Here is a 13,329-nt window from a genome sequence, read left to right on the forward strand (position 1 = left end):
AGAAGGAGAGCCACTTCGATGCCGTCTTCCGTCGACCAGCTGTACGTGTTCTCACCGTCGGCTTCCTACCCCCGCCCGTTCGCGTGCGTCATCGACAACCGGGCGCGGCTCGTCCACGCTTGGTCCAGCCCCATCGGCCAGCCCGACATCGAGACCAGCCCGCCCTCCTACCTGCGGGGCTGGAACCACGTCGAGGTCGGGCCCGACGGCAGCCTGTACGCGATGGTGCCGCTGCACGCGCTGCTCAAGCTCGCCCCGGACTCCACCCTCACCTGGCGGGCCGACCTCCCTGCCCACCACGACCTCGCCCTCAGCCCCGCCGGTGAGATCTACGTCCTGACCGAGGAACCCCGCCCCGTGCCCTGCACCGGCGGCTCCCACGTCCTGCTGGACAACTCCGTCACCGTCCTCGGCCCGGACGGGCTACTGCGGGCCGCGTATTCCCTGTACGAAATCCTGACCACCGACCCCCGGCTGGAGGCTCTGATCACCGGCGTGATCGACGAGCATCGCGTGGCCGGACGGACCGCTGATCCTGCCGTCCTCGCCCTGCGGCTGGAAGGAGCGAACGGTTGGAGGCGCGGCCGCGACGTCTCCCGCCTGCTGCGGGCCCGGCCCGGATCGCCCAGCGACATCCTCCACGCCAACACCGTCGAGATCCTCACCACCGCCCATCCCGCCGGGCTGTGGGCGGCTGGGAACGTCCTGGTCTCGCTGCGCAACCTGAACCTGATCGCCGTTTTGGACCTCGGCGCCCGTGCGGTGCGCTGGTGGTGGGGGCCCGGCGAACTGTCCGGCCAGCACCAGCCCTCCGTGCAGCCTGACGGCACGATCCTGGTCTTCGACAACGGCCGGGCCCTCAGCCGTTCCCGGGTCCTGGAGATCGAGCCGCTGACCCAGTGCGTCACCTGGCGGTACGAGCCGGGCCTGTTCTGCGAGATGGCTGGCGGCTGCGAGCGCCTGGACGACGGCGCGGTCCTCATCAGCGACGCTCAGGCCGGTCGCGCCCTGATCGTCGACCGCGACGGCCGCGAGCGGTGGACCGTTCATGTCTCTACCCGCGCCAGGTCCGCCGGGCGTTCCCGCGCGGAGTTCTACCGCCTGTCCGCCATACCCCGCCCCGCCGCCCGGTTCCTGGGTGCAGGTGACCGGCCGGCCCGTACCCTGGCCGAGTCCCAGGTCAGCTGCCACGTCGGCCAGAGCGTCCGGGGTGCCCTGTGATCAGCGTGATCGTCCCGACGCGGGACCGCCCCGGGCCGCTGCACCGCGCCCTGCGCAGCCTCGCCCGCCAGACCTACCGCCGCTTCGAGGTGATCGTCGCCCGCGACGGCGGCATGCCCGTCGGGCAGGTCATCGCCCGCTGGCAGCGCGAGATGCCCATTACTCTCCTCGACGGCGACACCCCGTACGGGGTCTCCCATGCCCGCAACCGCGCTCTGGCCGTGGCCCAGGGCGAGAACGTCGCACTCCTGGACGACGACGACGTGTTCCTGCCCCACCACCTTCAGGTCGCCGACGACGCCCTGCGCACCGGCCGGGCCGACACCGTCTACGGCCAGGCCCTCGTCAGCCCCACCTGGATCGAGGACCTGCCACGCGGCACCCACAGCCTGCCACGCAAGGACTACCCCTTCGACGCAACGTTCCTCGGGATCGCGAACACCATTCACACCGGCTCGATAGTCGCCCGCAACCCTGCGGCCTCCCCGGTTCGCTTCGACGAGACGCTGCAGCACTGCGAGGACTGGGACTTCCTCCTCGCCCTCCACCACACCGCCGGCCATCGCTTCGCCCGCCTCGACAGCATCACCAGCGTCTACCACCAGGTCCCCCGCCCCGGCGCGGTCACCTCCGCCTACCGGACCAGCCCCACCCCCTTCACCCTCGCCCGGGACACCCTCTACCGGCGCTGGCCAGCCGTCGGAGACCTCGCGGAGGAGTACCGGCAGTGGTTCCGCCACTTCGACCAGCGACTCGACGGCCGCATCGCCCTCGGCCTGCCCGCGCCGGCCCACGTCTACGAACAAGCCGTCCGCGGCCTGCACGCCACCTTCACCGCACACCGCCCGCCCGACCATGCCCTCCTCGACCGTCTACTCCCCAACGACCTCGCCTCCCGGACCGGGCAGATTCCCGAGGCCGATATCCCGCTGAAGGGAGCCGTTCATGCAGCCCGCTGACGCACCGTACGACGGCTTCGCCGACACCTTCGCCCGCGAGGCCGCCATCAGCCCTTACAACGCGCACTACGACCGCCCCACCGTCCTCGAACTCCTCGGCGACGTGAACGGCCTGCGCATCCTGGACGGCGGCTGCGGCCCCGGCCTGTACCTCTCCGAGCTCGCCGCGCGCGGAGCCGACACCGTCGGCATCGACCAGAGCGCGGACATGGTCCGCCTCGCCCGCGAGCGCCTCGGTTCGCTCGCCCGCATCCGCCAGCATGACCTCGACGAGCCTCTCACCTGGGCCGCCGACGCCAGCTTCGACATCGTCCTGCTCGCCCTGGTCCTCCACTATGCCCACGACCGTGTCCGCGCCCTGACAGAGATCGCACGCGTCCTACGGCCCGGCGGGAGGATCATCATCTCCACCAGCCACCCCACTGCGGACTGGCTCGCAGACGGCGGCAGCTACTTCGACGCCCGCCACGTGGAGGAATCCTGGTCCGACGGCATGACCCACCGCTACTGGCGTCAGCCCCTCCAGACATGGTTCGACGAGTTCACCGCCGCGGGCCTCGCCGTCGACCGCCTCGTCGAACACCGCCCCGCCCACTCGATGACCCGCCACCACCCGACCGAGTACGAGAAACTGGCCCACCAGCCCGGGTTCATCGCCTTCCAGCTCCACAAGCCGCCAGGCGCCCCCGATCTCCGTCCCGCCCAGCCGTGATTGCCTGCATCGGAGTGCCGCCCATGCAAAACCGTCCGACCCTCGTCGTAGTCAGCGGCCCTCCCGCCACAGGGAAGACCACGCTCGCCCGCACCCTCGCCCAGCAGCTGGGCTGCCCGGCGATCATCCGCGACGAGATCAAACAGGGCATGGTCATGAGCACCCCACATCACCAGACCGCCGGCGACGACCCCCTCAACATCCCTACGCTGGACCTCTTCTTCAAGACCATCACCGTCCTCCTTCAGGCAGGGGTCACCCTCGTCGCGGAGGCGGCCTTCCAGGACCGGCTCTGGCGACCAGGCCTGGAGCCCCTCCTGGACCTCGCCGACCTCCGCATCATCCGATGCACCACGCCCACCTCGACGATCACCGAACGCATCACCGAACGCGCCCGCACCGACAGCCACCGGGCGGCCCACGGTGATCAGGCCCTCCTCGCCGACATGGCAGCCGGCGCCTACGACCCCGAGCAGTTCAAGGCCATCAGCCTCGACGTCCCGACCCTCGTCGTGGACACATCGGAGGGCTACGCGCCCGGAACCGACGAGATCCAGGCATTCCTGCGGACACCACAACCGTCACTCAGCCCTCGGAAATAGATCCTCGGCAGAAGCTGACCAAGCGCGGGCACGGCTGCCGACGGCGCTCGCGCGTACGTTCATACCTACACGTTCTGAGCCCCTCGACCGATTCCAGTGATCTAGATCCTCGTAGAAGCGGCGCTCATCCGGGATCCACTGGCTTCCCGGTTTGTGGGCAGCTGGGTCGCACTGAACATCCGCGGCGCCGCCGCCTCGTTGGAACGCCAGGCGGCGGCCCACGCCGAGCTCGCGATGCCCGCACGAGGGGAACTGGGTTCGCCCAGGCGAGTGGCGTCAGCCGGGTTCTACCGGTTCATGGGCGCCTTGATCGCTCTGTGCGGGATCGTCCTCACCTGAGCGGCCTGCGTCTGCCCGGGGCGTGTGGGTGGTGGCGGTGGTAATGACGGACGGGGCGTGATTGGCCCGGGCTCGGTGGTCGATGCGGTGCGATGCTGTCGAGGACGCCGAAGTCGGCTGCGCCCTGCTAGGAGTGATGGGACACAGCAGCACTGCGTTGCCGCGCGAGTGCCGCACACGACAGGGCCGACCCGTACCCGCCGGGCCGAACCTGTCGCCATTCCCGACTCCCTGAGCCGCCCAGTCGCTCCGTAAGGCGCCTTACGGACCTTAAACCGATTACCCGTACCCGCCCAGGCTCCCGGGCGGCACGAGGACCCGGCGGGTGTGCGTACGGACGGTGCTCCGCCGCGCTGACCTTGGCGCACCTCGTCACAGCACGAAATGGGCAGCCAGAGCATCATGCGTCCGGCCCACCCTGGATGCAGCAGCTGCCGTTCTCGATGACGATCACATTGATGGGTGGCCGCGGGCGAAGGAGGAGCCTTGACTTACTTGGCTCGGATTGCCTTGGCGGACGGTGGCTCCCTGCTGGTCGAGGCTCCTACGGCGGCGTAACTGATGGGGATATTTGGATTTCCCCACTTGTCGCTCTGGGGTGGGGCAAACCTGCTCTCTTGATCTCCCCATCCATTGTGTGATCCTCCCGGCGTGTCGAGCTGGTGTCGGCGTGTCGTGGAGAGCCTGCGTGAGCTACGAGTTCGGCCTGTTCGGGGGCCTGAATGCTCACTCGGGAGGAAGACCTGGACGCTCATGCTCTGCGTCGTCAGGGATGGACGATCTCGGCGATCGCTCGGCATCTGGGCCGTGATCGCAAGACGATCCGTGCCTATCTGAACGGCGAGCGAACCCCCGGCGAGCGACGCGAGGGCCCGGACGCGTTCGTGCCGTTCCTGCCCTATTGCCGCCAGCGCCTCGCCGACGATCCGCATTTGTGGGCCTCGACGTTGTTCGACGAGGTGTCCGAACTGGGTTATGAAGGCGCGTACTCGACCTTCACTCGGGCCCTGCGCCGGTATCAGGTCCGGCCGCATTGCGAGCCCTGTCACGCCTCCACCGGCAGGAACGTCGCGGTGATCGCGCATCCGCCCGGCGAGGAGATCCAGTTCGACTGGCTGGAGCTGCCGAGCCCGCCGGAGGGGTGGGGAGTGGGTGAGGTGATCCCTGTGGTGTGGACACGCCTGACAATGGATCTTGTTGATCCTGGAAGGTGTAGATCCACGTGGCAAGGCCCTCGAAGTACGGTGCGGAGTTCCGGTCCGACGCGATCGCGTTGTGGCGGGCCTCGGCGGGCAGGCGGACGTATCGGGACGTCGCGGCCGATCTCAATGTCAACCCCGAGACTTTGCGGACCTGGGTGCGTGATGCCGACGCATCGCCGGCCGGCGCCGGAACGTCACAGGACACCGAGGTCGAGCTGACCCGACTGCGTGCGGAGAACGCCCGGCTGACCAAGGCGGAGAAGGAATGGCAGCTCGAGCGGGAGATCCTGCGCCGGGCAGCGGCGTATTTCGCCCGGGAGATGAAGTGAAGACCGCCGCTTGGGACTTTGTCTCCGCCCACGCCGACACGTTCGGCATCAAGCGGATATGCCGGGTGCTGGGAGTCTCCCGCTCGGGCTACTACCGGTGGATTGCCGGCGCCCAGGCGAGGGCGGAACGGCAGGCTGCCGAGGATGCCCTGGTCGAGGAGATCCGTGAAATCCATGCCGAACACCGCGGGAACTACGGCGCGCTTCGCGTCCATGCCGAACTGCGAGGCTTCGGCCACACGGTCAACCGCAAGCGGGTAGCCAGGCTGATGCGCAAGCACGGCATCGTCGGCCGTCACCTGCGCAGGAAGAAGCGCACTACGGTTTCGGACCGGCTCGCGCCACCGGTGGCGGATCTGGTCCAGCGGGACTTCACCGCCGGCGCTCTGGACGAGAAGTGGTGCGGTGACATCACATACGTGCAGGTCGGAGTGGCCTGGCTTTACCTCGCCTGCGTGATCGACATCCGCTCGCGCCGGGTGCTCGGCTACTCGATGGCCCCGCACATGCGCGCCGGGCTCGTCATCGAGGCGCTCCAGTCTGCGGTCGCGGCCCGCGGAGGTGACGTCGCGGGAGTGATCTTCCACGCGGACCGCGGATCGCAATATACGTCGGCCGCGTTCGCGCAGGTCTGCGACCGGTACAGCGTTCGCAGGAGCATGGGCAGGGTCGGCTCGAGCTATGACAACGCTCTGGCCGAGAGTTTCTGGCAGGGCCTGAAGCGAGAAACGATGCACGGGAAGCTGTTCTCGACGTTCCGTCAGGCGAGGCTGGAGATCTTCGAGTGGCTCGTCTACTACAACGCCCGCCGACGCCACAGCGCGCTGGGCTACCTCTCCCCGATCGAGTTCGAACAGCAGCACTACAAGACAGCTAAACTCTCACTCGCAGCATGAACCCTTGTGTCCGCACTCCGGGGGTCACCTCATCAGAGCTCGTAACACGATCTTGGTGAGATGTCCTGGTTGGGCGTGACCGGTGTGATGATTCGGCCGTTTGGGAGGGTGTGAGTACTCGGCCGTGGATCGTGGACGACGACTTGTGGGCACTGATTGAGCCGCTGCTGCCGCCCTGGCCGACGAGGTCACCAGGGCCTCGACCGGTAGCTGACCGGCTGTGTCTGCAGGGCATCCTGTACGTGCTCTGCAACGACATCGCCTGGCAACTCCTGCCGCCTGAGCTGGGATTCGGGTCCGGACAGACCCGCTGGCGAAGACTGGAGCGTTGGCAGCAGGCAGGGGTCTTCGACCAGCTGCACCGGATTCTCCTTGCCGAGCTGAACGCGGCAGGCCGGCTCGACTGGTCCAGGGCCTGCGTGGACGGCTCCCACATCCGGGCGAAAAAGGGGGCGCTGACACCGGTCCGTCACCGGTCGACCGGCGGAAGACGGGCAGCAAACACCACCTGATCTGCGACGGACGCGGCACCCCGCTCAAAGTCATCACCACCGCGGCGAACGTCAACGACGTCACCCAGACCCTCGCCCTGGTCGACGGCATCCCGCCGGTGGCGGGTCGGCCAGGCCGGCCCCGCAGGCGTCCCGAGGCCCTGCTCGGAGACAAGGGCTACGACTCCAACCCCAACCGCGATGAGCTGCGCAAACGCCGGATCCTGCCCGTAATCTCCCGCAAGGGCTCCCCGAACATCAAGGGCATGGGCAAGCTCCGCTACGTCGTTGAACAGACCTTCGCCCTGCTCCACCAGTTCAAACGACTCGCCGTCCGATGGGAACGCCGCACCGAACTCCACGACGCGTTCGTCTCCTTTGCCTGCAGCCTCATCTGCTGGAGACGCCTCAACAAGCCCGACTCATGATCGTGTTGCGAGCTCATAGCCGCGTGACCCGGACGGCACCGAGGCTGCAGCCCGCACCGACTGCGCGTCGATGATGCCTGCCGAAGGCTCCGCCTGGCGGCCCTCGCGCTCCCTCACCCGGCCGCGGAGCCGGTCGTGGAACTCGGTGATCAGTCCGTGCTCGCGCCACCGGCGGAAGAAGGCATAGACCCGGCCCCAGGCGGGGAAGTCCGCGGGCATCGCCCGCCAGGAGATCCCTCCCGCGACCAGGTAGCGGATCGCGTCCAACATCTGGCGGTGGCAGTAGCCCTCGGGCTGCCCGCCTCGGCCCTGAAGCCACGCTGGCACCGGTAGCAGCGGGCGGATGGCCGCCCACTCCGCGTCCGTCATGTCCGACGGATACCAGCGTTCCCGGTCCGGATGATCAGCCGCATTGCCGTACACGTGCGCGAGGCAATCGCACGACACGGCGGACGAGTTGAACTCGGTAGGCGCGGGCGAGTACAACAACGACAACAGGGCCTCCCGGCATCGCTCGGTCAGATTCGCATCCCCGAGCTACCGAGAGGCCCTGCCTTCATGCGCGTACAGCCGGAAGATCACCCGACCAGGAACACTGTTCGACCTGCACGTTCCATGATCGGTTGAGATACGGCTTCTCAGCTGCATCGTTCGCCTCACCACGGACTACGAGCCCCGCCATCATCATCGGCTGCTCTGATCGACGACCGGGGAGCACTGGTAGTTCAGAGAAGTGACCAGGCCAAACGAGATGGCGCCGCTCCAGATGGGTCGCACGTCGGAACCTTCCGCCTGGGCCCCTGAACCCAGGGTCGCACCAGCGGAAGACGGCTGCGGGGCGCGTACGCCCAGGTGAGTGCGGAAGCGGATGGGGGTGCGCGGGGTGCGGCCCCGTCGCGGCCTGGATGGCCAGGCCGCACCCCGCACCAGGGAACCTACCCGCCCGCCTCTGTCCCACTTGTGGTCGGGTAGCCGGGCCGCGGGCACTCGGTCGGCTCAGGTTTCCAGCATCCCCAGCCCGGAGTCGGCCCGGCAGATCGCACACGCCTCCACCCCTTGGGCGAGGGCCTGGACGGCCTGCTCGCGGGAGGCGGGGCGGGAGCGCGCCATGTCCATGGAGCAGTCCCCGGTGTGCACCATCACGGGCCGGCGTACCGCGCCGATGCCGTACTGGATCCGCCACTCGACCTCGGGCACGGGACGGTGCTCGGTCTCGGCCAGGCGCTGATCGCGGCGGGCCTCGGCGATCAGCGTGCGGACTTCGACGAGCAGCGCCTGGAGCTGCCGCTCCACCACCTCGAGCCGGGCCAGATCCGGTGGGAAGAGCGCGCGCGGATCACGCCCGGCCACGGCAGCTACCCCGCAGCCGGCTCGTGAGCCCGCTTGAGCGCCATCCGCGCGGCCACGACCTTCTCGCGTTCGACGCTCTGCCAGAACGCGTCCGTCATCACGACGCCGGTCAGCCGCCGCAGTCGTCCCTCCAGTTGCCCCAGCGCCGCCTGCTGCTCCGGGGTGTAGCCGGGGCTCGGCGGTACGTCGCCGCGCGGGGAGTAGCGGCCCTCCTGGACCGTCCAGCCGGGGAGGGGTTCCGCCGACCAGGGCAGGGTGGAGCACAGGGCGGTGTGCTCGGCGCGGACGCGGTGGAGCTGTGCCTGCAGGGCCCGCAGACGGGGAGGGAAGTCGAAGGACATGACGACATCGTACGTCTGTTCGAATTGACGCGGCCACACGCCACACCCGGACCGAAAATCGAACAAATGATGTAATCAAGCCATGGCGCAAAACCGTTTCCCGGAGGATTTGATCAAGCTCAAGCAGCAGCAGATCCGCACCTTCAACCGCCTGGCCCTGCAGCCGGCGACGGGAACGGCCGAGCTCCGGAGCGAGCTGACCAGGCTCTTCTGCCTCATCGGCTCCCACCCCCACTGGCGATGCGAGCCCCTGACCGGCCGGGCGCGCTCCGACCTGCACCACCAGGCCGTCGCCGCGCCCGGCGGGGAACCCGAGCTCGTCGTGGAGTACCGCGACGGCGAGTTCACGGTGCGCAAGCCCGAGACCCGCCCGCACTCCTGCGACTGAGTTCTCCCAGCACGCCGGGAGCGTCAGGGTGCGCTCTCGTAGACGACGGTGGTGTTCGGGCAGTCCTCCGCGACGCCGAGCAGGGCCTGGCGTTCGGCGTCGTCGGCGGCGAGGTTCCAGCGCAGCTTCGTCGCGGTCCACTGGGCGACGTACTCGCAGTGATAGCCGCCGGCCGGGGGAAGCCACTGCGCGGGGTCCTTGTCGGCCTTGGACCGGTTCGACTTCGCGGTGACCGCGATCAACGTCAGCGGAGACGCCTGGTCGTTCGCGTACGCCTCACGCCGGGCTGCGTCCCAGGCGTAGCCGCCAGCTGGCGGGGAGCGTCATTCGAGGTGTGCGGTATGCATGCCGGATGGTCGCCATCTTCCCCGTGGTGGCTCTTTGAGCCGTCGAGGGCAACTCCGTCCTCTTGCTGGCAAAGGCGCATGACCGGTGTCGGGGGTTCAGGAAATCTATCGAGCCGAGGAAACCGCCACGGCCCGGCTGGCGGCGACGGTCGGTAGGTCGTCGTCGTCGTCGTCGTCGAGGGAGGGGAGCCCTGGTGGAGGCTCCCCTCATACGCGGGTAGTCGGGAACCGCGCTTAGGGGAGGCCGGGCCAGTTGCCAGCGATCGGCTTCGGGTAGCCCTCGTCGACCTTGTCGGCCGCGATGTCATACCGCATGTACTCGGAGCCGCGGAAGAAGAACGCCTTGCCGTTGTTCCACACCACGCCGCCGTCGAGGTCCGACGCCCACAGGCCGGGCCAGTTGCCGGTGATCGGCTTCGGGTAGCCCTCGTCGACCTTGTCGGCCGCGATGTCGTAGCGGACGTACTCGGAGCCGCGGAAGAAGTACGCCTTGCCGTTGTTCCACACCACGGAGGCGTCGATGTGGTCCGGGAACAGTCCCTTCCAGTTGCCGGTGATCGGCTTCGGGTAGCCCTCGTCGACCTTGTCGGCCGCGATGTCGTAGCGGACGTACTCGGAGCCGCGGAAGAAGTACGCCTTGCCGTTGTTCCACACCACGCCTGCGTCGACGCGGGATGTGAACAGCCCTGGCCAGTTGCCGGCGATCGGCTTCGGGTAGCCGGGGTCTACCTTGTCCTTGGTGACGTCGTAGCGGTAGTAGTTTCCGCCGTCGAACAGGTACGCCTTATCTTTGTTCCAGAGCACTGGTGCGGTGACCATTTGCCGAACACCTCCTGAGTGTCGCGGTCGCGTTTCGGGCTTGCGCTGACAACGTTCCACACCCGTCGAGCGTGAGCAGGGGCCGCCCGGAGCTTGATCGTTCCTGCAATGGACATGACCACCCGCGCGGCCCAGTAGTCCGCCCGGATCGCCACGCTGTAGCACGTTCTTGATCACGCAGTGGGTTATAGCGGTACCCCTGCGGCCAGGGACAGGCCCGGAGGCCACAACTTGCCCGGCCGAGGGTCGGGTTTCACCGCAGAAACGATCAGGGGATGGGTCGATCGGCACCGGACAGCTACAGCGCGCTGCCTCCTATTACTGACCTCGGCTCATCAGGGTGAGGCCGGGTTGTCGAGGGTGAGGCCGGTGCCGGCTATGAAGCCGTCGAGGGTGTGGGGCCGGTATTGAAGGCGTTTGAGGCGGTTGCGGACAAGGGCTTCGAGGCGGTCGAGGGCCATGACGGCGAGGTTGGCGAGGCTTCGTTTGACGTGTGCCCATACCCACTCGACCGGGTTGAGATCGGGTGAGTAGGCGGGCAGCAGGAACACGGTCAGCCACTCCCGCTCGGCGACGAAGCCCTGCATCCTGCGGGAAACGTGGGTGTTGAGGCGGTCCCAGACCAGCACGATCGGGGCCTTGACCAGCTGGTGGACTCCGTCGAGGAGTGCGATGAAGTCCTGCTCGCCCATGCTGCGACGTGCACCCTTGGCTGCCGGGTGGGTCCGCAAGCGGTGACACAGCCGGGTCCTCGAGCCTGGTCGCATCGCGATCAGGCCGGCCACCGAGAGCCGGCCCGAGCGTCGTCCGCTGACCGTCACGACCGGGGTGATCCCTCGCCGGCCCCAGGTCCGTCCCCGGGGCGGCCTGCGGGTGAAGCCGGCCTCGTCCTCGAAGCAGACATAGCCCCCGCAGGCCGCCCTCGCCCTTTTACCTCCGCCCAGGTCGCCTCCTTCCACACGGCGACGGCCTGCTCGTCGCGTTCGGCAACCCGCCGGGCGGGGACCTGCGGACTGAAGCCCAGCCGGTGCATCAAGCGCGTGGCCCCCGAGACGCTGTAGGTGATGTGGAACTTCCGGCCGATCAGCGTGGCCACCCTCGAGGCAGTCCACACCTGGTCCTCCACCCAACCGTGCGCGGCCGGCCCTTCCTCCAGATACGCGGCCAGCTTCTCCAGAGACCGCGGAGACAGACGGCAACGCGACCCGCTCGGACCACGAGAGGCCAGGGCCTGGACACCACCATCCCGCCACAGCTGGTGCCACTGGTAGGCCGACTTCACACTCACCCGCAGCCGCCCCGCAACCTCCGACGGCTTGATCTGCTGTTCAAACAGTTCCGCCGCCTGCATCCGTACTGACTCCCGACGCCGGCGCCCCGTCGAAGTCAGCCCGCCCCCATCCGCATATCTCACACACCCACGGATACAGCCACCCGCCCACACCCGTCAGCGACTTCACACAGATTCACCCCGACGAGCTGAAGTCAGTAATAGAGTCTGGCGGTCCAGTCGGATGGTGAGTCGCGGCGCCAGACCGTTCTCACCCCGAGGCGACGGCTCGGCTGTCGCTGGGGCAGCTTGTCCGCATCACCTTGAACGTCACGTTAAGTCCAGAACCGGACACTTCCGGACACGAGTGCCTCATCGTGCCTGGAATACCAGCAGATTCCACGCCCGCTCCATGGTTGCAGTCGATGCAACATCGTGGCTTCAGGTACCACCACCCCAGGCGAGAGACGTTGTCGTCACCGGAGCAACCGACGGCGGAACGTCACTGACCAGGTCAGGAACGGTCAGGAGGCCGAGCGAAATAATGGCGTGCACCCCAACACCGCCCACTTCGAATCCCAGGCCTCGGCAAGCGGCACCATGTGGTCGATGTCCAGCGCACCGGCCGGCGTCACCTCCCGCTCGTCGTAGTAGCTCCACCACACCCCGCCGGTCAGGGTGCAGCCCGGCCCGATCTCCGGATACACGACAGCCTCGGCCAGGAGGACCTCCTGGCGGGTGTTGCATCCGTCGGCGGGGATGTCGCCGGCGTTCCAGTGGCGGAAGGAGGTCCGCTGGTAGCCGGTGCGGTCCTCGACCGCAAGGGGGAGCGCGGACACCGCGACCCCGATCGGCAGCACCTGCGGCACCAGACTCTCGGGGGCGGCGTGAGCGGGAGCAGCGGGAAGGGACAGGGCAAGGGCTGCTGCGGCCGCGGTGGCGGCCCGCACGATCATGATCATCACTCGGCGGTTCTACCGGCCTCAACCACGGCACAGCCAGGCCGCGAGGGGACGTTCACTCGTCTGAGGCGCTCGATTCACCGGCGAAACGCCACTGCACCCGCCACCCGCCCTTCGATAGATCCGTCATGGGGTGCGTGGCTGGTGTTGGCATCGGGCGAGGACATCACCAGCCGACGGCCTGCGGGCCCTGCACGCGTGAGTTGCCCCAGCTCGGTGTGGGGAGTAAGAAGGGGCAAATCTCCCACCCGGTACCGCGCGTCCGCAATGGACGACCTTCCCCGGGGGGCGACTACGACCTTCAGGCGAGCACGTGTGCACGCGACTGTTACTCGGCCCTCGCGATGTCCTCGGCGAATGCATCCATGTACACGCGGTGTTCCACGTGGATCATGGATTCTGGGATTTCTCCCAGTGGTGACAGGTCGACACCTTCGAGCTTCCCGCATCCGTCGAGATCGCTCAGCGCGTGCAGTAGGGCCTCTAGGGCCACTCGTGACTCTTCGCGCGGGGCCAGCATGGCGATCAGGTCCCCTACTACTCTGGCTTGGGTGACGGAGAGCAAGTTCACGAAGTCCTGAACGCAATTACTCGCTTGCGTGCGCACCGTTTCGTCGAGGCTCAGAAGGTCCCGGAGGAAGTCGACGTAATCCCTATTTTCCACATTTCCTAC

General features: G+C 67.9%; 15 protein-coding genes and 2 pseudogenes. 9 read left to right on the forward strand and 8 right to left on the reverse strand.

Translation table 11 applies throughout. The features are described 5' to 3' along the window. Nucleotides 1-18 precede the first annotated feature (18 nt). The 8 genes and pseudogenes from OG386_RS00065 to OG386_RS00095 all read left to right on the forward strand — a co-directional run bounded on the left by OG386_RS00065 (nt 19) and on the right by OG386_RS00095 (nt 7,179). Nucleotides 19-1,221, forward strand: a complete 1,203-nt coding sequence (locus OG386_RS00065) for an arylsulfotransferase family protein (RefSeq protein WP_328786132.1) — start codon at nt 19-21, stop codon at nt 1,219-1,221. After that, nucleotides 1,218-2,180: a glycosyltransferase family 2 protein gene (locus OG386_RS00070; RefSeq protein WP_328786133.1), complete on the forward strand. Its 963-nt coding sequence runs from the start codon at nt 1,218-1,220 to the stop codon at nt 2,178-2,180. The genes OG386_RS00065 and OG386_RS00070 overlap by 4 nt, the downstream gene beginning before the upstream one ends. After that, on the forward strand, nt 2,167-2,892 hold the full coding sequence (locus OG386_RS00075; protein ID WP_328786134.1) for a class I SAM-dependent methyltransferase: 726 nt from the start codon (nt 2,167-2,169) through the stop codon (nt 2,890-2,892). The genes OG386_RS00070 and OG386_RS00075 overlap by 14 nt, the downstream gene beginning before the upstream one ends. Nucleotides 2,893-2,915: 23 nt before the next feature. Then, nucleotides 2,916-3,494, forward strand: coding sequence for an AAA family ATPase (locus tag OG386_RS00080; RefSeq protein WP_328786135.1), 579 nt, complete (start codon nt 2,916-2,918; stop codon nt 3,492-3,494). Between the two features lie 153 nt (nt 3,495-3,647). Beyond that, on the forward strand, nt 3,648-3,833 hold the full coding sequence (locus tag OG386_RS00085) for a hypothetical protein (protein ID WP_328786136.1): 186 nt from the start codon (nt 3,648-3,650) through the stop codon (nt 3,831-3,833). A gap of 722 nt (nt 3,834-4,555) precedes the next feature. Next, a pseudogene (locus tag OG386_RS46730) lies at nt 4,556-4,666 on the forward strand (helix-turn-helix domain-containing protein); the annotation flags it as partial. A gap of 389 nt (nt 4,667-5,055) precedes the next feature. After that, a protein-coding gene (locus OG386_RS00090; RefSeq protein ID WP_328786137.1) for an IS3 family transposase occupies nt 5,056-6,260 on the forward strand; the annotation gives its coding sequence in 2 pieces (ribosomal slippage) (nt 5,056-5,296 and nt 5,296-6,260; 1,206 coding nt in all). A gap of 110 nt (nt 6,261-6,370) precedes the next feature. Further along, nucleotides 6,371-7,179, forward strand: a protein-coding gene (locus tag OG386_RS00095; RefSeq protein WP_328786138.1) for an IS5 family transposase whose coding sequence is annotated in 2 segments (ribosomal slippage) — nt 6,371-6,688 and nt 6,691-7,179 — 807 coding nt in all. Because the reading frame shifts where the segments join, the coding sequence is not laid out codon by codon here. Here the strand turns inward: OG386_RS00095 and OG386_RS00100 are convergent. The 3 genes from OG386_RS00100 to OG386_RS00110 form a co-directional block, all read right to left on the reverse strand. Then, nucleotides 7,174-7,548, reverse strand: coding sequence for a transposase (locus OG386_RS00100; RefSeq protein WP_328786139.1), 375 nt, complete (start codon nt 7,546-7,548; stop codon nt 7,174-7,176). The genes OG386_RS00095 and OG386_RS00100 overlap by 6 nt on opposite strands. A gap of 627 nt (nt 7,549-8,175) precedes the next feature. Continuing rightward, nucleotides 8,176-8,529, reverse strand: coding sequence for a DUF6233 domain-containing protein (locus OG386_RS00105; RefSeq protein WP_328786140.1), 354 nt, complete (start codon nt 8,527-8,529; stop codon nt 8,176-8,178). 5 nt (nt 8,530-8,534) lie between these two features. Next, the gene (locus tag OG386_RS00110) at nt 8,535-8,870 is read right to left on the reverse strand and encodes a hypothetical protein (RefSeq protein WP_328786141.1); all 336 of its coding nucleotides are present in this window, start codon (nt 8,868-8,870) and stop codon (nt 8,535-8,537) included. 82 nt (nt 8,871-8,952) lie between these two features. Here OG386_RS00110 and OG386_RS00115 point away from each other — a divergent pair, with 82 nt between their 5' ends. Further along, a complete protein-coding gene (locus OG386_RS00115; RefSeq protein ID WP_328786142.1) occupies nt 8,953-9,258 on the forward strand; it encodes a hypothetical protein in 306 nt (101 codons plus the stop codon). A 23-nt stretch (nt 9,259-9,281) separates the two neighbouring features. Here OG386_RS00115 and OG386_RS00120 read toward each other — a convergent pair. The 5 genes and pseudogenes from OG386_RS00120 to OG386_RS00145 all read right to left on the reverse strand — a co-directional run. Then, nucleotides 9,282-9,569 (reverse strand): annotated as a pseudogene (locus tag OG386_RS00120) (GmrSD restriction endonuclease domain-containing protein); the annotation flags it as partial. A 270-nt stretch (nt 9,570-9,839) separates the two neighbouring features. After that, nucleotides 9,840-10,424, reverse strand: coding sequence for a hemopexin repeat-containing protein (locus OG386_RS00125; RefSeq protein ID WP_328786143.1), 585 nt, complete (start codon nt 10,422-10,424; stop codon nt 9,840-9,842). Between the two features lie 335 nt (nt 10,425-10,759). After that, nucleotides 10,760-11,838 (reverse strand): IS630 family transposase gene (locus tag OG386_RS46735; protein ID WP_443053035.1). Its coding sequence is split into 2 segments (ribosomal slippage): nt 10,760-11,337 and nt 11,337-11,838, totalling 1,080 coding nucleotides; the frame shifts between segments, so codons are not numbered across the junction. A gap of 380 nt (nt 11,839-12,218) precedes the next feature. Further along, nucleotides 12,219-12,659 carry a hypothetical protein gene (locus tag OG386_RS00140; protein WP_328786144.1) on the reverse strand — a complete coding sequence of 147 codons (441 nt, stop codon included), beginning with the start codon at nt 12,657-12,659 and terminating at the stop codon, nt 12,219-12,221. 325 nt (nt 12,660-12,984) lie between these two features. Beyond that, entirely contained in the window at nt 12,985-13,320 is a 336-nt protein-coding gene (locus OG386_RS00145) for a hypothetical protein (RefSeq protein ID WP_328786145.1), read from the reverse strand. Nucleotides 13,321-13,329: the final 9 nt, after the last annotated feature.

Origin of the sequence: Streptomyces sp. NBC_00273, assembly GCF_036178145.1 — a bacterium.
Taxonomy (GTDB): Bacteria; Actinomycetota; Actinomycetes; order Streptomycetales; family Streptomycetaceae; genus Streptomyces.

Bases quoted from the DNA above. Each gene is read 5' to 3' on its own strand.
- OG386_RS00065 (WP_328786132.1), top strand. From the start codon at position 19: ATGCCGTCTTCCGTCGACCAGCTGTACGTGTTCTCACCGTCGGCTTCC.
- OG386_RS00075 (WP_328786134.1), top strand. From the start codon at position 2,167: ATGCAGCCCGCTGACGCACCGTACGACGGCTTCGCCGACACCTTCGCC.
- OG386_RS00080 (WP_328786135.1), top strand. From the start codon at position 2,916: ATGCAAAACCGTCCGACCCTCGTCGTAGTCAGCGGCCCTCCCGCCACA.
- OG386_RS00100 (WP_328786139.1), bottom strand. From the start codon at position 7,548: ATGACGGACGCGGAGTGGGCGGCCATCCGCCCGCTGCTACCGGTGCCA.
- OG386_RS00110 (WP_328786141.1), bottom strand. From the start codon at position 8,870: ATGTCCTTCGACTTCCCTCCCCGTCTGCGGGCCCTGCAGGCACAGCTC.
- OG386_RS00115 (WP_328786142.1), top strand. From the start codon at position 8,953: ATGGCGCAAAACCGTTTCCCGGAGGATTTGATCAAGCTCAAGCAGCAG.
- OG386_RS00125 (WP_328786143.1), bottom strand. From the start codon at position 10,424: ATGGTCACCGCACCAGTGCTCTGGAACAAAGATAAGGCGTACCTGTTC.